This is a genomic window from Brevundimonas sp. ALps5 (assembly GCF_058681645.1).
The window spans coordinates 3,428,572-3,451,401 of sequence record NZ_CM178744.1 but is presented as its reverse complement, the minus strand read 5'-3'; the positions used below and the strand labels follow the sequence as shown (position 1 = coordinate 3,451,401).

Sequence of the window (22,830 nt, the reverse complement as noted above, 5' to 3'; positions counted from 1 at the left end):
CTCACGACGGCGACGCTTGTGCAAGACCCTAACGAGCCACGCGGCAAGCGGTTGCGCCGCCCTTTAGCACAGCCGCGCGGGCTGGAAAGGGGCGATTACACCGTTTGATCGGTCAGATCATCGCCATGCCGCCGTTCACGTGCAGGGTTTGCCCCGTGACATAGGCGGCTTCGTCGGAGGCGAGGTACACGGCGGCGGCGGCGATCTCGTCGCCCAGACCCAGCCGGCCCATCGGGATGTTCTTCATGATGGCGTCCTTCTGGGCGTCGTTCAGGACGTCCGTCATCGGCGAGGCGATGAAGCCCGGCGCGATGCAGTTGACCGTGATGCCGCGCGAACCGACTTCCTGGGCCAGCGACTTGGAGAAGCCGATCATCCCGGCCTTGGACGCCGCATAGTTGGTCTGGCCCGGGTTGCCGGTGACGCCGACCACCGAGGTGACGGCGATGATGCGGCCGGAGCGGCGCTTCATCATCCCCTTCATCGCGGCGCGCGATAGACGGAAATAGCTTTCCAGATTGACGGTCAGGACGGACTGGAAGTCCTCGTCCTTCATCCGCATCAGCAGGCCGTCCTTGGTGATCCCCGCGTTGGCGACCAGGATGTCCAGCGGCGCGCCCGCCGCGGTCTCGGCGGCGTTGACCAGATTGTCGACCGACTCGGGGTCCGACAGGTTGGCGGTGGCGAAGTGGGCGCGCTCGCCCAGTTCCTTCGCCAGATCGGCCAGCACGGCTTCGCGTGTGCCCGACAGGACGACGGTGGCGCCCTGGGCATGCAGGGCGCGGGCGACGGCCCCGCCGATTCCGCCCGTGGCGCCGGTGACGAGGGCGGTCTTGCCGGTGAGATTGAACATTATTCCGCTCCTTGCAGCGACTTGGCGAAGGCCTCGAGGTCTTCCGGCGTGTTCAGCGGCACATGCTCGGCCTCGGGCGCGGCGCGTTTGGCCATGCCGGTCAGGACCTTGCCGGCGCCGACCTCGACGAAGCGGGTCACACCACCTTCGGTCGCCATCCACTCCATGCTCTCGCGCCAGCGTACGCGACCGGTGACCTGTTCCACGAGTTGCTTGCGGATGACTTCGGGATCGGTCTCGATGCGGGCGGTGACGTTGGCGATCACCGCCACGGCCGGAGCGGCGATGGCCGCCGTCGCCAGGGCGACCGCCATCTCATCGGCGGCGGGCTGCATCAGAGGACAGTGGAACGGCGCCGAGACGTTGAGCGGGATCGCGCGCGCGCCCAGTTCCTTGGCCTTGGCGATGGCCAGGTCCACCGCGGCCTTGTCACCCGAGATCACGACGTTGCCGGCGACATTGTCGTTGGCCACGACGCAGACGCCGGCGGCGGAACCGGCCCTGGCCGCTTCTTCGGCGAGCGCCAGGTCGGTCTTGGGGCCGATGAGGGAGGCCATGCTCCCCTGCCCCACGGGCACGGCGCGCTGCATGGCCTGGCCGCGCAGCTTGAGCAGACGCGCCGTGTCCGACAGTGTCAGCGACCCTGCCGCGCACAGGGCCGAATACTCGCCCAGCGAATGGCCGGCGACATAGTCAGCGGCGGTGACGTCGATGCCGAAGTCGGCCTTCAGCGTGCGCATGGTGGCGATGGAGACGGCCATCAGCGCGGGCTGGGCGTTCTCGGTCAGGGTCAGCAGGTCCTCCGGACCCTCGCGCATGATCTGCGACAGGTTCTGCCCCAGCGCATCGTCGACCTCGGCCAGGACGTCTCGGGCGGCGGCGAAAACGTCCGACAGGTGGCATCCCATGCGCAGCGCCTGGCTGCCTTGTCCGGGAAACAGAAGAGCGATGCTCATCGATAGGTCCGTAAGCCGTGAATCAGGCGGGAGGCGTAGGACGATCATTCCCTCAGGGCAAGCATTGAGGTCGCATCCCGCCGTGGTTGCACAACGGCCAGAATGAAGCCGCAGGACCGACACAATAGCCCTCCAGCGTCACCATACTGAAACGGCGTTCGGGGGGAACGGGCCTTGGTTTTCAATCCGGTAGAGGTGCGTCCTGGCCGTTGGGGGCGACGCGGCCCACCCCTCGCCGCCTGGGCCTTCGGGATCGCGGCGGCAGTCGGCGGCGACCCCGCCTTCGCCCTCGACGACGACACCCCGCAGACGACCACAGCCGCCGCTGAAACCGCCACGGACGGGCGGATTACCCCCTATGCTGCGGACTTCTTCGCCGAGTTCAGGCCGGTCAGCGCCCTGGACATGATCTATCGCATTCCGGGCTTCCAGTTCGACGGCGGAACCTCGGCGCGGGGCATGGCGGGCACGGCGGGCAATGTCCTGATCGACGGCGAGCGGCCGCCGACCCGCAGCGACACCCTCTACTCCATCCTGGCCCGCATTCCGGCTTCCCAGGTGCTGAGGATCGAACTGGTCCGGGGTGGGGCCGGCGGGATCGACATGCAGGGCAAGGCGGTGGTCGCAAACGTCATCCGCAAGCCCGACGCGGGCGTCAGCGGCGCCGTCTCGGTCGGGACCAATCTGGTCAATACCGGCGACCTCCAGCCCAACCTCTATCTGCAGGTTCAGCAACAGCGCGGCGGCCGCTCGCTGGAGGGATCGCTACAACTCTATCACGGGCCGGGAGCCCAGAACGGCTATCGCATTCGCACGGCGCCGGACGGGACGGTCCTGCTGCGCGCCCTGTCGACCGGCGACTATCTCTTCGATCAGGCCGAGGCGACCGGGGTTTACGAAGGCCCTCTGGCGGGCGGCCGCCTGCGCGCCAACGGCCTGGTCAGCTACAACAGCTCCGACTACGCCTTCACCGACCTTCTGGTCATTCCGTTCGGCCGCGAGGACTCCGTCAGCCGGGACGAACAGTGGAAGGGCGAGATGGCCCTGCGCTGGACCCGCAGCCTGCCGCGCGGCGCGACGCTGGAACTGGTCAGCTCCCAGCAACTGATCCACGCCACCTCGGACGGCCGTTACGACACCCCGGACTTCACCTCCCAAAGCCTGTCGGGCGAGGACAAGGGCGAAAGCATCGTCAACGGCTCGGTCAAGTTCGCCGCCCTGAACACCCCCATCGGCGCCTGGACCTTCGAGACCGGGTCTGAGGCGGCGCTCAACTGGGTCGAATCCGATACCGCCTACCGCTTCAATGACAGCCCCCTTCTCCTCCCCGGCGACGATACCCGGGTGGAGGAGTTGCGGTCCGAGAGCTTTATCACCGGCGTCTGGGCGGCACGGCCGAACCTCAGCCTGGAAACCACCCTTCGCTATGAGGCGTCGCGCATTACCGCCACCGGCAGCGCCGGCGAGGGGGAGACGACGCTCAGCTTCCTCAAGCCGCGACTGAACCTCGGCTGGACGCCGAAGCCGGGCCATCAGTGGAACTTCAAGGCCGAGCGCAACGCCGAACAGCTGTCGTTCGGCGCCTTCCAGGCCTCGGCCTCGTTCAGCACCGGCGTCTTCGGGCGCGGCAACCCCGACATCCGCCCGGCCCAGGCCTGGCTGGCCCAGGCCCGCTACGAACATGTCTACGACAAACGAGGCGCCTTCACCGCCGAACTGACCCATGAGTGGATCGACGACGTCCTGGGCGCGGTGATCGTCACCGAAATCCCGCCGGGTGAGACCGACCCGGTCACCTTCACCATCACCCGCAACGTCGGCGATGCGACGCGCGACACGCTGAAACTGACCAACCGCCTGCCGCTGGATCGCTTCGGCTGGACCGGCGGGATGTTCAACGCCTCGGCGACCTGGCGGCGTTCGCAGACCCGCGACCCCATCACCTTCGAGGACCGCCGCCTGAGCAATGAACAGCCGTTCCTCTGGAGCCTCAGCCTGAGCCGCAACCTGACCGCCCAGCGGGTGAGCTGGACCCTCGGCGCCTCCAGCGGCGGCGACGCCCGATCCTATGGCGCCCGCACCCTCTCCGCCTATCGGTCCGATCCCATGGTCTATGGCAGCTTCACCTACCAGCCTGACGACCGGCTGAGCCTCAGCGGTGACCTGACGGTCGGCCAACCCAGCGAAAGCCGATTCCGCCTGTTCGACGGCGCGCGCGGGTCCAGCCCCGTGACCTATGACGAGATCAATTTCAGCCAGGGCCAGATCCAGGCCTCGGTCAGCTTGCGTCGCAGTTTCTGAGCCGTTTCGCCCGCCACGACCGACAGTCCTTGCCGGATCGCCGGTTTTCCCCTATACGCGCCCGCTTTCCAGGGCTTCGGTCCTGATGCGGAACGCCAAAGGGTTCGGGAAGTCATCCCGGCCGCCGCCTCAGGAGCCATCGCAGGCGCGACTTACCCGGTCCGTCGGCGCCGAAGCCCCTCAAAGGGAGACTGACGAATGGCTCTTTACGAGCACACGGTCATGACGCGCCAGGATATCTCGGCGCAACAGGCCGAAGCCCTCAACGACACGATCAAGGACATCATCGTCGCCGGCGGCGGCACCGTGGCCAAGATCGAATACTGGGGCCTGCGCAACCTGACCTACCGGGTCAAGAAGAACCGCAAGGCGCACTATTCCCTGCTCGCCATCGACACGCCTCCGGCCGCCATGGCCGAAGTCGAGCGTCAGCTGGGCATCAACGAAGACGTGCTGCGCTGGCTGACCGTCAAGGTCGAGGAACTCGACCTGGAACTGTCGCCGCTGCTGGCCCGCCGTGAACGCGAGCGTGAACGCGATCGCGACCGTCCCGCGCGTGAAGACGCCGCGGTCGAAGCGTAAGGATCAGATCACATGACCGATACCACCGCTCCCCGTAACGTCCCGGGCACCCCCGCCGGCTCCGGCTCCGCCGGCCGCCGTCCCTTCTATCGTCGCCGCAAGGTTTGCCCGTTCTCGGGTGAAGGCGCGCCGAAGATCGACTACAAGGATGTGAAGCTGCTGCAGCGTTACATCTCCGAACGCGGCAAGATCGTGCCCTCGCGCATCACCGCCGTTTCCCAGATCAAGCAACGCGAACTGGCCAAGGCCATCAAGCGCGCCCGCTATCTGGCCCTCCTGCCTTATGTGGTGAAGTAAGATGAAGGTCGTTCTGCTGGAACGCGTCGAGAACCTCGGCGCCATCGGCGACGTCGTCACTGTCAAGGACGGCTTCGCCCGCAACTTCCTCCTGCCCCGCGACAAGGCGCTGCGCGCCACGTCGAAGAACCTGGAGAAGTTCGAGCTCGACCGCGTCGCCATCGAGGCGCGCAACGAGAAGAACAAGGACGCGGCCCAGAAGGTCGCCGACAAGATCGACGGTCAGTTCTACGTGATGATCCGTTCGGCCGGTGAAACCGGTCAGCTGTACGGATCGGTCGCCGGCCGCGACGTCGCCGAAGCCGTTCAGGCTGAAGGCGGCAAGGTCGAGCGCTCGCAGGTCGTGCTCAACACCGCGATCAAGTCCCTGGGCGTTCACGAGGTGCTGGTTCGCCTGCACCCCGAGGTCTCGGCCACGGTCAAGATCAACATCGCCCGCTCGGCCGAAGAAGCCGAACGTCAGGCGAAGGGCGAGGACGTGATCAAGTCGGCCTACGACGAAGATCGCGAACTGGCCGCTGAACAGGCCCGCGACATGGTCGAGGGCGGCGCCGGCCAACAGGACGGTCTCGGCTCCGAAGCCTGAGACCGGACCAGGGTCCAATGATCAAGGGGCGCGTCCAACGGACGCGCCCCTTTTTCATGCCCGTTGCATCGGGGCAGGTCGTCTCAAGCGATCAATATTTGATGCCGAGTCGCGCAAACCAGAAGCCGCCGTTCATGCCGAACGGTCCGCCCGAACGCGGGTAGATCTGACCGTCGGCGGTGCTGCCGGTCAGGGCATAGATCGGGTTCGCCGTGGTCGGGGCGATCTTGTCCGGATATTCGTCGAACAGATTGTTGGCCCCCACGGTGACCGTATAGCTCTCGGCGAACGTATAGCTGACGTCGAAGTCGGCCGTGACCTTGTCTCCGAACTTCTGGCCCGGATAGTCCTGCTCGCTGAGCCAGCTCGAGTAGTAGTTGGCCCGGCCGTTGATCGTGAAGCCCGCGACCTGGTAGTTCGCCGCCAGATTCAGACGGTGTTTGGCCGTCAGGTTTTCGATGTCCACGATCCGCGCCGCATCGATCGTCCCCGCCACGGCCCGGGTAACCTCGCTCTTGTTGTAGCTGTAGGCCAGGGTCAGGTTCAGCGGGTAGGCCAGCAGTTCGGTGCGATAGCTGGCCACCGCGTCGATGCCCTTCGTTGATGTGTCGAAGCCGTTGGTGAAATACTGAACGGCGCCGTCCACGCCGACGGCGGCGAGTGCAGGCTGGGCCACGATGTCGGCGGCGGTGACCGTATAGGACTGGCTGATGCCGATCCGGTCGTTCACGTCGATCTGGTAGGCGTCGACGGTCAGGGTCAGTTGCGGGATCGGCGTGAAGATGAAGCCGGCGCCGTAGTTGGTCGATTCCTCCGGGCTCAGCGAGGCGGCGCCATAGTATTGGGCGATGGCGCTGGTCACCGGATAGGTGCCGATCTGAACCTGGTTCCCGGCGACGAAGGTAGTGGTCAGGATCTCGGTGTTGTTCTGACCGGGCGACGGAGCATGGAAGCCGGTGCCGAAGGTGCCGCGGATCGAGAACATGTCGGTGACGTGGTACAAGGCATTGATCTTGCCCACGAAAGTTCCGCCGAACGTGTCGTAGTCTTCGTACCGTCCGGCGATGCCGACGGTGAAGTCCTCGGTCACATCCGTCTCGGCCCCGACATAGACCCCGTAGTTGGTCTGGGACGTGGTCTTGGCCGAGGCGGGGCTGGTGCCGCCGTAACCGCTGGCGCCCGGCGATTGGGACGCGGCGCCGTCGGCGACATAGACGCCCGGCGCGACCAGGCGATACAGGGCCTGGGACGCATAGGGGCCGACGCCGTAGGACTGCTCGTCGCCGGCGCCCTGTTCGTATTCTTCACGCCGGTATTCGGCGCCGCCCGAGAAGGTGATCGGGCTGGCGAAGCCGACCTCGAGCGGATAGGTCAGATCCAGGTTCAGCACCGCCTCGCGTTGGGTCAGCTTGCCGAAGTGGAACGACGTCTGGCTCAGCGGGCCATAGGAGGCGTTCAGCGACTGGGTCATCGCCAGGTCGAGCGAGTTCTCCGCCAGCGTCGCCGACAGATCGTAGGTCAGGCCGCTGTCAGCGACGCCCTTGGTCCCCAGTGTGCCGTAGGCCTGATCGACCACGCCCTGGAACCGCGGCGTGAAGCCGGCCGGATAGATCGAGGTGAAGCTGAAGGTATTGCTGTCCCGCACGAAGCCGCCGGCCGGGCAGGTCGCGTTCCCAGTCGGGCACCGCGTCAGGAAGATGGTGTTGAAGGACCCGTTGCGGCCCGGCGAGCCGGTCGCCGGCACGCCCGTGCCATTGTCGATCGCCAGGGGCGTCGGCGCCGAAATCGGCGAGCGATAGTTGAAGCTCTGGTCCGCCTCCCGGTGGCCGACATTCACAGTGAGGTAGAGGCTGCTGCTGTCAGTCAGGTCATAGGCGGAGTTCAAAAGCAGTTTGTAGCCGTTGGTCGGCGAGGTGCCCCAGATCTGGACCGGGTCCGGATAGTTGGGCAGCTGATTGGCCAGGGACGGGTTGTTGGCGGCGAACACCGCCGCGATCGGCCGGGTGGCGCCCCGGCTGGTCTGGCCATCGTCGAAATACTCGCCTGAAATATTGACGAAGCCGGAGCCCCACAGGCTGAACCCGGCGTTACCGGCGATCTGATAGCTCTCGCCGTCGCCGGCGTAGGTCTGGCCGTATCGGGTCTGGATCTCGAAGCCGCTGTCGTTCTGTCGCAGGCCGTAGTTGATCACGCCGGCAATGGCGTCGGAGCCGTATTGAGCCGTCGCGCCCTCACGCAGGATCTGCATGTTTCCGATGCCGATGGTCGGAATCATCGAGATGTCGGGGCCCTGCGAGCCCAGCGACAGCGCCGTATCGCCGCCGCCGACAACCTGAACCAGGGCCGAGCGGTTGTATCGCTTGCCGTTGACCATCACCAGGATCTGGTCGCCCGCGAGACCGCGCAGCGCGGGTGCGCGTACGAAGGTCGAGGCGTCGGAAATGGTGTTCTGCGGCACATAGAAGGACGGGACGAGGTTCTTGACCACGTCCAGCATGTCGGCGGCCGGCTGGCCGTTGAGTTCCTCGGCGCCGATGACGTCCACAGGGGACGCCGAGTCCGCCACCGAACGGTCGGTTCGTCGCGTCCCGATGACGACAACGTCATCGACTGCGGTCTGTTCTTCCGTCGGACTTGGCGCCGTCTGGGCCAATGCCGGTTGCGCCAGAAGCAGGGCGGCGAGCGCACTGCCGGCGGCAAGCATAGTTTTAGGCGATACCTTTTTGTCGTTCATGCGCATTGGAAGATCCCATCGTGTTGAACCGAAAAGACTTCCTGCGGCGTCCCCTCCCAAAGACAGGGGTATCCTTAACCAACACACGCGGAATGATAGTCCGTCCCCGTGCAATTCGCCGTTCTGTTGCCGAAGCGTCACTATAACGTCGATAGATCGACCCATTTCGGACACAAGTGCGACAGGTCCGGGGTCGGCGGCGCGTGGGCCCTTTCCGCCCGCGCCTCTCGAGCCCGCAATCGCGTCCGGTCGCCATTCTTCCGCCCCGGATGTCCGCTCAAGCTTGGCCTTCACATCGGAGGGGTCCGACATATGAAGCGCATCGCCCTGGCCACCCTCGCGGTCGCCGTCAGCCTGATCGCTACGGCCGCCAGCGCCATGACGGTTCAGGAGTTTCTGAACACCGCCAGCCACATCCCCCAGAACCCGACCGCCCTGCTGCGCTCCGACACCCGCCGGCTGATGAACGAGTTCAGGGATGGCATGCGGACCGTGCGCGCCGAACAGACCGCCGCGCGCGCCGCCGGCCGCCGACCGGCCACGTGCATGCCGGACAAGGTCAGCTTCTCCCCCAACGACATCCTCGGCCGCTTCAACGCCATCCCGGCCGCGCGTCGCAGCCAGATCACCGTGACCCAGGCCCTGCGCGAATGGATGGCCGAACGCTACCCCTGTCCTGCATAGGGGCCGACATAAGGGCTCGCCCCTACGCAAAACTTCCCCTCCGGAAAGTTCCGTTCGCTGACGGGATTGGACATTTTCACCCTGTCCCCAGAAGCCCTCGTTTTGTCCACGGATGCGGGTACGGCCGAGCATGTCGTAGGGGCGTGCGACGGGTAGAGCGTTAACGCAATGAACGCCTTCGCCCCCTTCCCCGATACGGTCGCCGTCCCGTCCCTGCCGCACAACCTTGAGGCCGAGCAGGCGCTTCTCGGCGCGCTGATGTTCGACAACGCCATCTTCGAGCGCCTGTCCGACCGGCTGAAGGGCGTGCATTTCTACGAGCCCTTCCACCAGCGGCTCTATGACGCCGTCGAGGATCACATCCGTCAGGGCATGCTGGCCGAGCCGACCATCCTGATGGAGCGGTTCAAGCTGGACCCGGCCTTCGCCGAGTTCGGCGGCCTGCGCTACCTCGCCGATCTGATGGACCGCGCGCCTCCGGGCGCCAACGCCCCCGACTATGCCCGCGTCATCTACGACCTGGCCCTGCGCCGCGACCTGATCCGCATCGGCGGCGAGATGATCAAGGACGCGCCGGACCCGGAAATGGCGGCGATCGAACAGATCGAACAGGCCGAACTGACCCTCTATTCCCTCGCCGAAAGCGGCGGGACCTCATCCGGATTCGTCAGCTTTTCCCACGCCCTGGCCGGCGCGGTTCAGATGGCGGGCGAAGCCTATCAGCGTGAAGGCAAGCTGGCCGGTCTGGCCACCCACCTGAACGACCTCGACCAGAAGCTGGGCGGCATGCACCCGTCCGACCTGCTGATCCTCGCGGGCCGTCCGTCGATGGGCAAGACCGCGCTGGCGACCAACATCGCCTTCAACGTGGCCCGCAACTATCGCTGGACCCCGACGCCGGATGGTCGAAAGACCGAGTCCGGCGGTGTCGTCGCCTTCTACTCGCTGGAAATGAGCGCCGAACAGCTGGCCATGCGGATCCTGGCCGACGCCTCCGGCGTGTCCTCCGACAAGCTGCGCAAGGGCGAGATCGACGCCTCGGACTTCGGCAAGGTGCGCGACGCCGCCATCGAGATCGGCGAAAGCCCCCTCTACATCGACGCCACCGGCGGCATCTCCATCTCCAAGCTGGCCGCCCGGGCGCGCCGCCTGAAGCGCGCCGAACAGGGCCTGGACCTGATCATCGTCGACTACCTTCAGCTGATCACCGTCGGCGAGGGCGGCGGCCAGAAGAACCGGGTGCAGGAGGTCTCCGAGATCACCGGCGGCCTGAAGGCTCTGGCCAAGGAGCTGAACGTCCCGATCATCGCCCTGTCGCAGCTGTCGCGTCAGGTCGAGAACCGCGAGGACAAACGGCCCCAGCTGTCCGACCTGCGGGAATCCGGCTCGATCGAGCAGGACGCCGACTGCGTCATGTTCGTGTACCGCGAGAGCTACTACAAGGAGCGGATGGAGCCCCGCGAGGGCACGCCCGAGCACCTGGAGTGGCAGGAGCAGATGGACATGCTGCGCGGCACCGCCGAGGTCGTCGTCGGCAAGCAGCGCCACGGCCCCATCGGCATCGTCAAACTCAGCTTCGACGCCGACACCACCAAGTTCGGCAACCTCGCCCGCGGCTATGGATCGAGCTTCGCCGACATTCCGGAGTGAAGACCGGCCAGACTTGCGGCATAAGGCGCCCATGCACGCCCCTGCCCGCCTGACCGTCGACCTCAACGCCCTCGCGCGGAACTATCAGACCCTGGGTCGGGTCAGCGGCCGGCCGGTGCATCCGGTGGTCAAGGCGGACGGCTATGGGCTGGGCGCCGCGGCCGTGGCGACGCGGCTGATGGCCGAAGGCGCGCGGACCTTCTTCGTCGCGCGCGGAACCGAGGGGATCGCCCTGCGCGAAGCCCTGGGGCCCGAGCCGGTCATCTATGTGCTGGACGGCTGCCATGGCGATCAGGCCGCGACGCTGAAGGCGGCGGGCATCCGCCCCGTCATCAATCATATACAGCAGCAGGCGGCCTGGGCGGCGGTCGGCGGCGGCCCCTGCGGCCTGCAGATCGACACCGGCATGAACCGTCTGGGCTTCCGCCCGGAAGAAGCCCCCGAGCCCTTCGAGGGGCTGGAGCTGGTCATGACCCACCTGGCCTGCGCCGACGAACCGTCCGAGCCGATGAATGTGCGCCAGCGCGACGCCTTCGCCGCCGCGACCCTGAAATATCCGGGCGTGATCCGGTCCTTCGCCAACTCCAGCGGCTGCTTCCTGGGGCCGGAGTTCCAGTTCGATGTGGTTCGCCCGGGCATCGGCCTGTACGGCGGCGGGCCCGAAGCGAAAGCAGATCCACGCATCGCCGCGGTCGCCACCCTGACCGCCGAGGTGCTCCAGACCCGCGACGTGCCGGCGGGCGAGAGCGTCGGCTATTCACGCGGCTTCATCGCTGATGCGCCCGTGCGCGTCGCCACCTGCGCCACCGGCTACGCCGACGGCCTGATCCGCGCGACCGGGACCAGCGGTTCGGGTCAGGTCTGGGTGCACGGCGAGACCCGCCGCATCCTCGGCCGGGTGTCGATGGATGTCATCGCGGTCGACATCACCGGCCTGGACGTCGCGGTCGGGGATTCCATCGAGCTGTTCGGCGCCAACCGTCTGGTCGATGATGCGGCCAAGGCGGCGGGCACCATCAGCTATGAGATGCTGACCTCGGTCATGCCCCGAGTGCCACGCGCCTATATCGGCTAGTAGACCCCGCCGGTCGCGACCGCGCTACCGATCAGGAAGCTGGCCATGACCGCGCCGACGACCGCGAAGATGACCCACCAGATGATGATGGCGATGATCACCACCACGGCGGTGTATCCGAGCGCCTTGTCCTGCGGCGCCTTCATCAAAACCGGCAGGCCCAGATAGAGGATGTAGAGGCCGTAGAGGGCCAGGATCAGGCCGAGGATGCCCAGCATCGGGATCAGGCTGAACACCCCTCCAACCCAGGAGGCGGTCGCCGAATGGACCGAGACCTTCATGGCCGCGAGCCGGTCCTTGGTCCCGTTGAAGTTCGGCGCAAGGTTCTCGATCACCAGCCCCAGCAGGAAGACCCCGGCGAGCGAGAGGGCATAGCCGACGACCGCCGCAACGATGGCGCCGATGACGTTGCCATGGCCGAAGACCACGGAGCCGATCAGGCCGCAGACGGGGCCGATGGCCGCCAGGATCATGGCGTAGCGGCTGAACAGCGTCGGGACCGTCGCAAACTCCCGCTCGATGAGCTCCCACTCGGCCTTCGGATTGAGCAGAATCCCCTTCACCCGGGCGATCAGGGAGGGGTCGATGGCGGGCGGGTTGTCGGTCATGAGGCGGCTCCGGAAATGGCGGTCTGTGAGTAAGCTCTGCCGCTGGCGAAGGGTTCCCGCGTAGCGTGCGTCAGGAACGGTCGCAGGCTGCGCCGAGCCCCCTGCCCCGCCACCCGCGACTCCTGTAAGCCAGTCCCATGGCGAGAGACGGTGCGATCTATGTGTGTCAGTCCTGCGGGGCGGTGCACGGCAAATGGGCGGGGCAATGCACCGCCTGCAATCAATGGAATGTCATCGTCGAGGAGAGCCGCGCGGCTCCTCCCGGCGCGTTGAAGCCCGTCAGCGCCTCGAAGACGCGCGGCCTGCAGTTCGAATCCCTGATGTCGGAGACGCCGGAACCGGCGCGCATCATCACCGGGGTGACCGAGTTCGACCGCGTCTGCGGCGGCGGAGTGGTGCCGGGCTCGGCCTTGCTGCTGTCCGGCGACCCGGGCGTCGGCAAGTCGACCCTGCTGCTGGACGTCGCGGGCCGCGCGGCCCTCGCCGGGGTCAAGGTCGCCTATATCTCAGGCGAGGAGGCGATCGAGCAGATCCGCTCGCGCGCCAAGCGGATGGGGCTGGAGAAGGCGCCGGTCGCCCTGGCGTCGGCCACAGCGCTGCGCGACATCCTCGGCACCCTGAAGCGCGAGAAATTCGACATCGTCATCGTCGATTCCGTCCAGACGCTGTGGAGCGACGCCCATGAGGCCGGGCCGGGCTCGGTCACCCAGGTCCGGGCCTGCGCCGGGGAGTTGGTGCGCATGGCCAAGGCGGGCGGCCCCGCCGTCGTCCTGGTCGGCCACGTGACCAAGGACGGTCAGGTCGCCGGCCCCCGCGTCGTCGAACATATGGTCGATGCGGTCCTGAGCTTCGAGGGCGAGCGCGGCTATCCGTTCCGGATCCTGCGCGCCGGCAAGAACCGCTTCGGCGCCACCGATGAGATCGGGGTGTTCGAAATGGGCGACACCGGCCTGCGCGAAGTGCCCAATCCCTCGGCCCTTTTCCTCGGCGAGGGCAAGGAGCGGGCGCCCGGCGCCGCCGTCTTCGCGGGCATCGAGGGCTCGCGGCCCGTGCTGGTGGAGATCCAGGCCCTGGTCGCCCCTTCCGCCTACGGCACGCCGCGTCGGGCGGTGATCGGCTGGGAGACCGGCCGTCTGGCCATGGTCCTGGCCGTGCTGGAGGCGCGCTGCGGCATCGGCTTTGGCAATCAGGACGTCTATCTGAACGTCGCCGGGGGCCTCAGGATCAACGAACCCGCAGCCGATCTGGCGGCGGCGGCGGCCCTGATCAGCTCGGCGACCGGCGTCCCCCTGCCCCAGGGCTGCGTCGTCTTCGGCGAGATCAGCCTGTCGGGAGAGATCCGCGCCGTCGGACGCGCCGAGGCCCGCCTGCGCGAGGCGCAGAAACTGGGTTTCGATCACGTCCTGTCGCACCCCCTGACGGTCAAGGGCGATGGCGTTCTGGTCACAGGCGTCAGCCGATTGACGGAAGCCGTCGAACGAATCTCGGAGAACAGGTATTAGGCATCTGTGCCTGTTGAGGATCGCCCGCTGACGTGACCGGCTTTGACGCCTTCGCCATCCTGGTCATCCTCGCCTCGGCCGCCGCCGGCTGGGTGCGCGGGGCCACGCGCGAACTGATCACCCTGCTCAGCTTCATCCTCGCCGCGTTTCTGGCGCTGGTGAGCCTGCCCCTGACCTCGCGGATCGGGCGGGCGCTGATCAACCCCGACTGGGCCGGCACCATCTTCGCGGCCGTCGCCGGCTTCCTGATCATCTATTTCGGCATCCGCATCTTCGGCTCCCTGCTGTCGAAGCGGGCGCAGGCGCATCCGACCCTGGGCGGCGTGGACCGTTTTCTCGGCGTCTTCGTCGGCGCCGGCCGGTCGCTGGTGCTGCTGGGAGCCATCCATCTGGTCATCGTCGCCGCCATGCCGGGCGAGAAAACCCCGCACTGGCTCAAGGATGCGGCCCTGCGTCCGGTCAGCGCCGGCGCCGCCCGCGCCATCCAGATCATCCTGCCGGGGATTGGCCGGGGCGCAGACGCCCTGTCGCCGGTCGTCGATTCCTCTGTCCGCAGAGGATTTTCCGACGATGACGCCTTGCGTCGGCCCCAAACAGGCAATACTTCGCCCGACGCCGCCGCCCCCTGAATTTCCCGCTATCATCGGAGCCCCACGATGAGCAGCCTTGATCACGTTATCTCCGCTCCGGTCGTTCACCGTGAGCACCATCGAGACGCGGATGACGACCATCCGCGCCTGGAATGCGGCGTCTGCGGCGTCTGGGGTGCGTCCAACGACGAGGCCTCCTCCATCGTGGCCCTGGGCCTGCACGCCCTGCAGCATCGCGGTCAGGAAGCCTGCGGCATCGCCGCGGTCAAGGAAGCCCGTTTCCACACCGAACGTCACATGGGCCATGTCGGCGAGGCCTTCGGCGGCTCTGACCTGAAGGACCGGATGCCCGGACCGGCGGCCGTGGGCCACACCCGCTACTCCACCGCCGGCGGCAGCTTCCTGCGCAACATCCAGCCGATGTTCGCCGATCTGGATCAGGGCGGCATCGCTATCGCCCACAACGGCAACCTGACCAATTTCCACTATCTGCGGAACCAGCTGGTCGGCGAGGGCTCGATCTTCCAGTCCACTTCGGACTCCGAAGTCATCCTCCACCTGATCGCCCGCAGCCGTAAGGCCAAGATCGTCGACCGCTTCATCGACGCCCTGGCGCGCATCGAAGGCGGCTACGCCCTCGTCGCCCAGACCCGCACCAAGATGATCGGCGCCCGCGACCCGCTGGGCATCCGCCCGCTGGTGCTCGGCCAGATCGGCGAGGCCTGGGTTCTGGCGTCGGAGACCTGCGCGCTGGACACCATCGGCGCCACCTTCGTGCGCGACGTCGAGCACGGCGAGGTCATCGTCATCGACCATGAGGGGCTGCGCTCGATCAAGCCCTTCCCGGCCCGGGCCGCCCGCCCCTGCCTGTTCGAATACGTCTACTTCTCGCGCCCCGACAGCGTCGTGAACGGCCGCTCGGTCTATGGCGTGCGCAAGCGCATGGGCGAAGGCCTGGCGCGCGAGTTCCCGATCGACGCCGACGTCGTGGTGCCGGTCCCCGACTCCGGCGTGCCCGCCGCTCTGGGTTACGCCCAGGCCAGCGGCATTCCCTATGAGATGGGCATCATCCGCAGCCACTACCTGGGCCGCACCTTCATCCAGCCCAGCCAGGGCGCCCGTCAGAAGGGCGTGGCCATGAAGCACAGCCCGAACCGGGCCGTGATCGAGGGCAAGCGCGTCGTCCTGATCGACGACTCGATCGTGCGCGGCACCACCTCGGTGAAGCTGGTCCGCGCGGTGCGCGAGGCCGGTGCGACCGAGGTCCACCTGCGCTCGGCCAGCCCGCCGATCCTCTATCCCGACTTCTACGGCATCGACATGCCGGAGCGGGATCAGCTGATCGCCGCCAACAAGACCATGGAAGAGATGCGCGAGATGCTGGAGGTCGACTCGCTCGGCTTCCTGTCCGTCGACGGCCTCTACAAGGCCATGGGCGAGACCGGCCGCAACAACGCCCATCCGCAGTTCACCGACCACTATTTCACCGGCGACTACCCCACCCGTCTGGTGGACCGGGAGATCGAGGAAGGCGGCCGCGACGCCGTCAGTCGGCAACTTTCGTTGCTGGTGAGCGCTTAAGGGCGATACGCTCAAGCTCAGGACGCCCATGGCCCAGATTCAGCTCGGCTATTTCACGCTCGACACCGCCGACATCGGCAAGGCGAAGGCCTTCTACAGCGGCCTGTTCGGCTGGTCGTTCGACGAGGAAGCCTCCAAGTCGACCTATGCCCATGTCGCCGACAGCAATCCGGCCTTCGGCTTCGTGAAGGCCGAGCACCCGGCCAGCGAGACCAACCTCTACTTCAAGGTGCCGGACATCACCGCCGCCTGCGCCCGCGTCGTCGAACTGGGCGGCAAGGCGGCCATTCCGGCCGAGAGCGCCACCGGCCTGTCCTGCACCGTCTGCGACGATCAGGGCTTCAGCTTCAGCCTGTGGCAGCCGGGGCCGGGGTTCTAGACGTCTTCGTCCGGCAACGGCGACCAGCCGGTCCAGTTCTGGGCGGAGTGGAAAACGCGGTGAATCCGCAGGGCGTCGTCCGGTCCGCCGATCAGCGAATAGACGATGACGTATTCCGTCCCGAGCACGGCCTTTTCATACGTTCCTTCGCGGTAACCCGGCCTGCCGATCGGACGTCGCGACAGGCCGGCGACCGTTTCTTCCAGCCTGTCAGCCAGACGGTCCGCCGCCGCAGGATTGCGCTCCGTCAGCCAGCCGACGGCGTTGTCAAATTGGTCGAGCGCCGTATCCGACCATCGAACCGATCTCATTCCTTCGGTCTGTGCTTTTCAATAGTCGCGCGGATGCGCGCCATTGCGTGCTCGTGCGAAACCGTGCGGCCCTGTCGAAAGTCTTCCTGGGACTGCTCGATCGCTTCGAACATCTCAAGCTCACGATCCAGAAACGCCTCCATTGCGCGTTCGGCGACTGCCGAGGGCGTACGGTGTGTCAGCTCGGCGAACTGGCCGAGCTTCAACTTCAGGGATTCACTGACGCGAAGGTTGAGGGCGGCGGTCTTGGCCATGGGTTCCACTCCGGCTGTGAATGCAATGTAACACATTGACCCCGTCGCGCGCCACTTCTACCACCCGCCCATGACCCAAGCCCTGCCACTCAAGGACCGTATCGCCCTCGTCGTGGGAGCTTCGCGCGGGATCGGCTATGAGAGCGCGCTCGCCCTCGCCTGCGCCGGCGCCCATGTCGTCGCCACGGCCCGGACCCAGGGCGGGCTGGAAGAGCTGGACGACCACATCTTCCGCGAGACGGGCCGTCACGCGACGCTCGTCCCGTTCGATCTGGTCGACGGCGGCGGCATCGACCGTCTGGGCGGCGCCATCTTCGAGCGCTTCGGCAAGCTGGATATCTGGGTCAATGCAGCGGCGACCCTCGGCGCCGCCGGCCTGACGCCCGTGGCCCATCTGGATCCGCGCGGCTGGGCCAAGATCGAGAAGACCAACTTCACCTCGGTCTTCCGCCTGATCCGCTCGCTGGAGCCCCTGCTGCGCCTGTCGGACGCCGGGCGGGTGATCCACCTGACGTCCAGCCTCGCCACCACGCCGCGCGCCTTCTGGGGCGCCTATGCCGCGACCAAGGCGGGCGCCGAGGCCATGATGAAGGCCTGGGCCGACGAGATCGAATCCACCGCCATGCGGGTCTCGGTCCTCGATCCCGGCCGGATGCGCACCGCCATGCGCGGTCAGGCCTTCCCGGGCGAGGATCCCGAGACCGTGCCCCATCCGTCGGAGCTCGCCCCCCTGATCGTCGAACTGGCCCGCGCCGACCTGACCCCGCCCCTGACCGTCTCCTTCAAGGAATGGCGCGAGGGCATCTCGGGCGAGGCCCTGGTCTAGGACGACGCTCGTCCCGAGGGGCCGCCGTTCGTCCCACGGGACTGGGCGGACGCGAGGCGGCGCCGCATCGGTCGGGCATGACCCTTCCCGATCCCTTCCTCCCGCTCCTGATCATCCACATCAGCGCGGGCTTCTGCGCCGTGCTCGTTGGCGTCATGCCCATACTCACCCGCAAGGGCTCGCGACTGCATCGGCTATCGGGCCGGATCTTCGCGGTGCTGATGACGACCTTGCTGGTCTGCGCCTGGGGCATGACGGCGCTGAGGCCCAACGCCTACTTCCTCGCCCTGTCCTCGGCGGCGTCGCTGGGGCTGTTCTCGGGTTTGCGGGTGCTGGGGCGCAAGCGGCCGGACCTGCGCGCCTCGGACCGGGCCCGGCCGGTCGACTGGATCGCCACCCTCGGCGCCGTCGGCGTTGGCCTGTTCACCGTCTGGCTGGCGCTGACCGGTCATCATGACACCCCGCCCCAGATCCTGATCGCCCTGGCTTACGGGTCGCTGTCGCTGGGCGGCTGGGACCTGTGGCGGTTCGCGCGGCCGCTGGACTGGCCGTTCAGCCCGGAGCTGTGGACCTATGAGCATCTGTGGAAGATGCTGGGCGCCTATAGTGCGGTCTGGTCGGCCTTCGCCGGCAACTTCCTGACCTTCGTCCCCTCGCCCTGGAGCGCCCTTTGGCCGACGGTCCTGTTCCAGTCGCTGAGCCTGATCTGGCTGGTCAGCCTGCTGGTCCGCAAGCGCCGGATCGCCGTTCCGGCATGAAACGCAGACTGCCCTTCCCGGTCCTGATGACGGGCTTCGCGGCGTACAGCTACGGGGCCACGGCGGTGTCGGCGGCGTGGTTCCTGAGGCGGGATTTCGGGCTGGCGCTGTGGCCGTCCATCGGCTGGGCGGCCCTGCTGTTCTCGCCCTGGGTCGCGGTCGGGCTGATGGTCTGGGCGGTGCTCGCCCTGCTCGGCGACCGGGCGAAGAGCATGGGAATTCTGGCGGTCCTCGCGGTTCCCGTCGTGCCCCTCGCCGGCCTGACCGCGACCGCTGTCGACGGGACGATGCGCAATGCGGACTGGTCGGTTGGCGAGGTGCTGAACCGCTCGATTGACCGGTTGCCGGTCGCCATCCTGCTCTACACCGCTCTCGTCGCCGCAGGGCTGGCCGCGGCCTGGTGGCGACGCACCGACCTTCAGCGGCGCGAGATGGAGGCGCTCCGGGCCGCGCTCGAAGCCGTCCGGACCGAACAGGCCATCGCCGCCCGCGCGCCGGACGCCCCCACGCCCCTGATCGTCTCGGTCGGCCGTGGGCGAGCGCCGGTTTTGCCCGCCGACATCGAATGGGTGTCCTCGGCCGGCAACTACGCTGTCGTCCACTGGCGGGATCAGGAAGGCCTGCTTCGCGAGCCCCTGCAGCAGCTGGAGGCGCGGCTGGTCCCCGCCGGCTTCGCCCGCGCCCACCGCTCGACCCTGATCAACCTGGCCCATGTCGCCGAGCTGAGGCCGCTGGCCGACGGCGCCTGGCGGGCCACCCTCGACAGTGGCGCCGAGCTGGTGATCAGCCGCAGCTACCGCGACGCGGTCCTCGCCCGGCTGGGCAGGCGCTAGTCAGCGGGACGGGCGCAGCGGAACCCGCATGGCCAGGATCTCGCGGCTCGAGCGGGTGATGCCGTACAGCATGCCCGGCGTGCTCTCGTCCCAGTCGATCGCCTGACCCTCGGCTTCCATGCCCCAGGTCTCGACGTGCTCCAGCACCCCGCCGCCATTGGGGATGGCGACCACATAGAGTTCCGGCAGATCGTGCCCGCTCAGGTACAGCCGCCCGTCCGGACCCCATCCGCCGCCCGAGATGCTCATCGGCGCGATCCTCTCGAGGATCGAGGCCGGCAGGGCCCAGGCCTCGAGCCGCCGCCACTGGTCGTCGAACTTGACCAGGGTGGTGTGACGATGGTCGCGCGGCGCCTCGCCGCCCCGGCCGTCATAGTTGGCGAACATGGCCCACCAGAAGCCGTCGTGCCGTTCCACCCAGGTCACCGACCCGGTCCCGAGGCCCAGGGCCACGCTGCGGATGTGGTGCAGGTCCACGGGGTCGAAAAACTCCACCGTCGAGACGTGCGGCACGGCCGGATAGTTGGAGCTGGCGCAGACCAGCTGCTGAACCCGCTCCACCGCGATCAGGGTGCAGGAGTTGATGTGGGGGTAGCGACTGCGCTCCCCCACCCACTCTGCCTTCTTCTCGCCCGTGGCCTTGTCGAAACGGGCCAGGGTGAAGTTGGACACCGCATAGACGTCGTTCGGCCCAACGGCGACGCCCTGGCTGGCATGGGCGTCATAGCGGCGCAGGGTCTCCGCCTGTCCCGCGAGCGGGATGGGCGGATGCTCGGGCGCAGCGGGAGCCGCCTGCACGGCTCCCGACAGGACCAGGGCGAACAGGGCCGAAGCGATCATCGTTCAGGTCCTTAGAAGGCGGCCGACAGACCGACCCAGAAGGTCCGGCCATATTCCGCCGATTCCTGCAGATAGCGCTGGCCGGGACCGGTGTTTTCCTGACGACCCGAGTTCGACAGGTTCTGGGCCTCGAAGAAGACGGTCATGCCGCGATCGGTGCGCCAGCTGACCGAGGCGTCGTACAGGTGACGGCCCTTCCAGAACTGGTCGGCGTTGGGGATGGTGTCGTTCACCGTCTCCAGGAAGCCGCCGATGTAGTTGTGCGAGATCTTCGCCTCGAACGGACCGCGCTGATAATAGATCGACTCGTTCGTCGTCGTGCTCGGCTGCAGGAACAGGCCGTGGTGACGCTCCACCGTGCCGCCGTTGGTCAGGAAGGTGAAGTCGGTGTCCAGGAAGGTGGCGTTGGCGCTGACGCCGAAGCCGTCGAACGGCGCCGACAGGAAGTAGAGCTCCTGCTGGAAGGCCAGCTCGATGCCGCGGATCTCGGCGCCGCTGGCGTTGCGCGGCGTGGTGACCGTCACGTCCCGGGTCGCCCCGTCGATGTCCAGACGCTCGATCGAGGTCGAGGTGAAGATCTCGTTGGTGATGTCCTTGGAGAAGACGGCCAGCGAGATCAGGCCGTCGTGCGGATAGTATTCCACCGACAGGTCGAAGCCCTCGCTCTCGCGCGGCTTCAGGTCCGGGTTGCCGCGCGACATGGTGTAGACGCCGCCGGTCACCGTCACGTTCTCCGCGCCTGCCAGTGAGCCGAAGTTCGGACGGCCGATGGTGTTGGTCCAGGCGGCGCGGACGGTCAGGTTGTCCAGCACGTCCCAGCGCAGATGCACGCTGGGCAGCCAATTGTCGTAGTCGCCGCCGTTCGAGACCGGGGTGATCACACCCGACCGGACGCTGAAGGCGTCGGCCGAAACCTCGGTCTTCTCGTAGCGAACGCCGGCCAGGGCGGTGAAGGTCCCGATCCGGTAGCTGGCCTGGCCATAGGCGGCCGAGACGTCCTCGCTCACCGAATAGTCGCCCGAGCGCGCCGCCACCGTGCGGGTGAAGCTGGAGCGGTTGGCGGCGAAATAGTCATAGGTCGAGGCGACGTCGATCCGCGCCCAGACAAGGTTGCCGTGGATCAGCTGGGTCGGCCCCGGACGGTCGACCGAGTCGAAGGTCATGGCGCTGTTGGCATAGTCGGTGCGCGCGCTCTGATAGTCTCGGTCGCTGGTGCGCAGGGCCAGGCCGAACTTGGCCTTCAGATTGCGCTCGGCCCCGCCGTCGTCGAAGGCGGCGTTCAGATTGAACTGGGCGGTGTTCTCGAACGACTGGACCAGGCTGTCGCGGTACTGGGTCAGGAAGTAGTTCGAGGCGGTCGTCAGACCCGCGGTGCGCGGCGTGAACACCGGGAAGAAGCCCGAGGTGTCATAGCTGAAGCCATAGTTGGCGGCCTGGGCGTCGCGGGTCGTGAAGGTCACCGAGGTGTTCGGCTGCTCCATCTTGGCGTGCGAATAAACCAGCGAGCCGTCGATCGCCCACTGGTTGGTCGCATCCCACTGGAAGGCGGTGCGGGCCAGGCTGATCTCGCGCTTGGTGATCGGCTGGTTCAGGCCGATGATGCCGCGCCCGCTGGCGAAGGTCCCGCTGGTGGCGGTCTGGGCGGTGACGTTGCCGACGGGCTCGATGCGGTATTCGATCCGCTCCTCGTCATCCTCCATGTGCGCCCACAGGCCCGAGGCCTCCCAGTGGAAGGACGCGTTCGGACGCCACTCGATCTTGCCGTTCACGCCGTCGCGGGTCTTGGTGTTGTTGTACCAGAACAGGCGCGACTGGGTCGGCACCTGGATGCCGTTGCCGGTCGCGGCGCCCGAGTTCACCGGGGCGCCGGCGGCGGTGTATTCGCGCACCGAGGGGTCGGCGACCTCCATCTGCGGGATGTCGTAGTCCAGCTGTTCGTGGCTGGCCCCGACGACGACGCCCCATTCGTCATTGGCGCCGAAGGTCGTGCCGGCGGCGAAGCTGAGGCGGTAGGACGGGTCGTCGTTGCGGACGTCGCCGTGCTGCTCATAGACGCCGTACGACGCCATGCCGTTGAAAAAGGGCCGGCCCACGTCCAGCGGGCTGCGGGTGGTGATGTTGATCACCCCGCCGATGGCGTTGCCGTCGTTCTCGGGCGTCACCGTCTTGATGACCTCGACCCGGCCGGCCATGACCGACGGGACGATGTCCAGCGGCACGGTGCGGGCGGTATCGTCGACCGAGGCGACGATGGCGCCGTCGATGGTGGTGCGGTTGTAGGTCGAGGTCAGGCCGCGCAGGACCGGGAAGCGCGGCTCGCCCTGGTCTTCCTGGACCGAGACGCCCGGGATGCGGCGCAGGGCGGCGGCGGTGTTGTGATCGGGCAGCTTGCCGATGTCGTCGGACGAGACGGCGTCCATGACCTCGAACTCGGCGCGTTTGACCGCGATGGCGGCGCGGACGGCGGCGCGTTGGCCCGTGACCACAACCTCATCGACCTGCGAGGCGTCATCCTGAGGCGCAGGAGCAGCCTGCTGGGCGAAGGCCAGGCCCGGCGCGCACAGGGCGCTGGTGGCCAGAAGTCCGGCCGCGAGGCCACGAACCGAATGGAAATTGCGCATGAGAAGCCC

At 67.3% G+C, this 22,830-nt stretch carries 22 protein-coding genes; 14 read left to right on the top strand and 8 right to left on the bottom strand.

Annotation, left to right across the window (positions count from 1 at the left end; translation table 11 throughout):
- Nucleotides 1–112 precede the first annotated feature (112 nt).
- Nucleotides 113–853, bottom strand: a complete 741-nt coding sequence (fabG, locus tag ACW172_RS16390) for a 3-oxoacyl-[acyl-carrier-protein] reductase (protein ID WP_492032504.1) — start codon at nt 851–853, stop codon at nt 113–115.
- Nucleotides 853–1,809 carry an ACP S-malonyltransferase gene (gene fabD, locus ACW172_RS16385; protein ID WP_492032503.1) on the bottom strand — a complete coding sequence of 319 codons (957 nt, stop codon included), beginning with the start codon at nt 1,807–1,809 and terminating at the stop codon, nt 853–855. Before fabD ends, fabG begins: the two co-directional genes overlap by 1 nt.
- Nucleotides 1,810–1,983: 174 nt before the next feature.
- Here fabD and ACW172_RS16380 point away from each other — a divergent pair, with 174 nt between their 5' ends.
- From ACW172_RS16380 to rplI, 4 genes are all read left to right on the top strand, one after another.
- The gene (locus ACW172_RS16380) at nt 1,984–4,110 is read left to right on the top strand and encodes a TonB-dependent receptor plug domain-containing protein (protein ID WP_492032502.1); all 2,127 of its coding nucleotides are present in this window, start codon (nt 1,984–1,986) and stop codon (nt 4,108–4,110) included.
- A 198-nt stretch (nt 4,111–4,308) separates the two neighbouring features.
- On the top strand, nt 4,309–4,692 hold the full coding sequence (gene rpsF, locus ACW172_RS16375; RefSeq protein WP_492032501.1) for a 30S ribosomal protein S6: 384 nt from the start codon (nt 4,309–4,311) through the stop codon (nt 4,690–4,692).
- Between the two features lie 12 nt (nt 4,693–4,704).
- Nucleotides 4,705–4,989, top strand: a complete 285-nt coding sequence (gene rpsR / locus ACW172_RS16370) for a 30S ribosomal protein S18 (RefSeq protein WP_492032500.1) — start codon at nt 4,705–4,707, stop codon at nt 4,987–4,989.
- 1 nt (nt 4,990) lies between these two features.
- Nucleotides 4,991–5,575, top strand: a complete 585-nt coding sequence (rplI, locus tag ACW172_RS16365) for a 50S ribosomal protein L9 (RefSeq protein WP_492032499.1) — start codon at nt 4,991–4,993, stop codon at nt 5,573–5,575.
- Nucleotides 5,576–5,666: 91 nt separating this feature from the next.
- Here rplI and ACW172_RS16360 read toward each other — a convergent pair whose 3' ends face one another.
- Entirely contained in the window at nt 5,667–8,279 is a 2,613-nt protein-coding gene (locus tag ACW172_RS16360; RefSeq protein WP_492032498.1) for a TonB-dependent receptor plug domain-containing protein, read from the bottom strand.
- Nucleotides 8,280–8,621: 342 nt separating this feature from the next.
- On the opposite strand from ACW172_RS16360, the gene ACW172_RS16355 reads away from it, so the two are divergent.
- From ACW172_RS16355 to alr, 3 genes are all read left to right on the top strand, one after another.
- Complete coding sequence (locus ACW172_RS16355; RefSeq protein WP_492032497.1) at nt 8,622–8,993, top strand: hypothetical protein; 372 nt, start codon at nt 8,622–8,624, stop codon at nt 8,991–8,993.
- Nucleotides 8,994–9,161: 168 nt separating this feature from the next.
- Nucleotides 9,162–10,643: a replicative DNA helicase gene (locus tag ACW172_RS16350; protein ID WP_492032496.1), complete on the top strand. Its 1,482-nt coding sequence runs from the start codon at nt 9,162–9,164 to the stop codon at nt 10,641–10,643.
- Nucleotides 10,644–10,674: 31 nt separating this feature from the next.
- A complete protein-coding gene (gene alr, locus ACW172_RS16345; protein ID WP_492032495.1) occupies nt 10,675–11,718 on the top strand; it encodes an alanine racemase in 1,044 nt (347 codons plus the stop codon).
- Here alr and ACW172_RS16340 read toward each other — a convergent pair.
- Nucleotides 11,715–12,326: a Yip1 family protein gene (locus tag ACW172_RS16340; RefSeq protein WP_492032494.1), complete on the bottom strand. Its 612-nt coding sequence runs from the start codon at nt 12,324–12,326 to the stop codon at nt 11,715–11,717. The genes alr and ACW172_RS16340 overlap by 4 nt on opposite strands.
- A gap of 137 nt (nt 12,327–12,463) precedes the next feature.
- Between ACW172_RS16340 and radA the strand changes: the two genes are divergently transcribed.
- The 4 genes from radA to ACW172_RS16320 are packed head-to-tail and all read left to right on the top strand — an operon-like array spanning nt 12,464 to nt 16,378.
- Complete coding sequence (gene radA / locus ACW172_RS16335) at nt 12,464–13,828, top strand: DNA repair protein RadA (protein WP_492032493.1); 1,365 nt, start codon at nt 12,464–12,466, stop codon at nt 13,826–13,828.
- 32 nt (nt 13,829–13,860) lie between these two features.
- Nucleotides 13,861–14,457, top strand: coding sequence for a CvpA family protein (locus ACW172_RS16330; protein WP_492032492.1), 597 nt, complete (start codon nt 13,861–13,863; stop codon nt 14,455–14,457).
- 27 nt (nt 14,458–14,484) lie between these two features.
- The gene (gene purF, locus ACW172_RS16325) at nt 14,485–15,999 is read left to right on the top strand and encodes an amidophosphoribosyltransferase (RefSeq protein WP_492032491.1); all 1,515 of its coding nucleotides are present in this window, start codon (nt 14,485–14,487) and stop codon (nt 15,997–15,999) included.
- Between the two features lie 28 nt (nt 16,000–16,027).
- The gene (locus tag ACW172_RS16320; protein WP_492032490.1) at nt 16,028–16,378 is read left to right on the top strand and encodes a VOC family protein; all 351 of its coding nucleotides are present in this window, start codon (nt 16,028–16,030) and stop codon (nt 16,376–16,378) included.
- Here ACW172_RS16320 and ACW172_RS16315 read toward each other — a convergent pair.
- Nucleotides 16,375–16,689 (bottom strand): type II toxin-antitoxin system RelE/ParE family toxin, encoded by a 315-nt coding sequence (locus tag ACW172_RS16315; protein WP_492032489.1) that lies wholly within the window; start codon nt 16,687–16,689, stop codon nt 16,375–16,377. The genes ACW172_RS16320 and ACW172_RS16315 overlap by 4 nt on opposite strands.
- A complete protein-coding gene (locus ACW172_RS16310) occupies nt 16,686–16,943 on the bottom strand; it encodes a CopG family ribbon-helix-helix protein (protein WP_492032488.1) in 258 nt (85 codons plus the stop codon). The genes ACW172_RS16315 and ACW172_RS16310 overlap by 4 nt, the downstream gene beginning before the upstream one ends.
- Before the next feature lie 70 nt (nt 16,944–17,013).
- Between ACW172_RS16310 and ACW172_RS16305 the strand changes: the two genes are divergently transcribed.
- From ACW172_RS16305 to ACW172_RS16295, 3 genes are all read left to right on the top strand, one after another.
- A complete protein-coding gene (locus ACW172_RS16305) occupies nt 17,014–17,769 on the top strand; it encodes an SDR family NAD(P)-dependent oxidoreductase (protein WP_492032487.1) in 756 nt (251 codons plus the stop codon).
- Nucleotides 17,770–17,846: 77 nt separating this feature from the next.
- Complete coding sequence (locus tag ACW172_RS16300) at nt 17,847–18,527, top strand: DUF2306 domain-containing protein (protein WP_492032486.1); 681 nt, start codon at nt 17,847–17,849, stop codon at nt 18,525–18,527.
- Nucleotides 18,524–19,360, top strand: a complete 837-nt coding sequence (locus ACW172_RS16295; RefSeq protein ID WP_492032485.1) for a LytR/AlgR family response regulator transcription factor — start codon at nt 18,524–18,526, stop codon at nt 19,358–19,360. The genes ACW172_RS16300 and ACW172_RS16295 overlap by 4 nt, the downstream gene beginning before the upstream one ends.
- Here the strand turns inward: ACW172_RS16295 and ACW172_RS16290 are convergent, their stop codons facing one another.
- Together ACW172_RS16290 and ACW172_RS16285 are read right to left on the bottom strand one after the other, a co-directional pair.
- On the bottom strand, nt 19,361–20,200 hold the full coding sequence (locus tag ACW172_RS16290; protein WP_492032484.1) for a hypothetical protein: 840 nt from the start codon (nt 20,198–20,200) through the stop codon (nt 19,361–19,363).
- Between the two features lie 11 nt (nt 20,201–20,211).
- Entirely contained in the window at nt 20,212–22,821 is a 2,610-nt protein-coding gene (locus tag ACW172_RS16285) for a TonB-dependent receptor (RefSeq protein WP_492032483.1), read from the bottom strand.
- Nucleotides 22,822–22,830 lie beyond the last annotated feature (9 nt).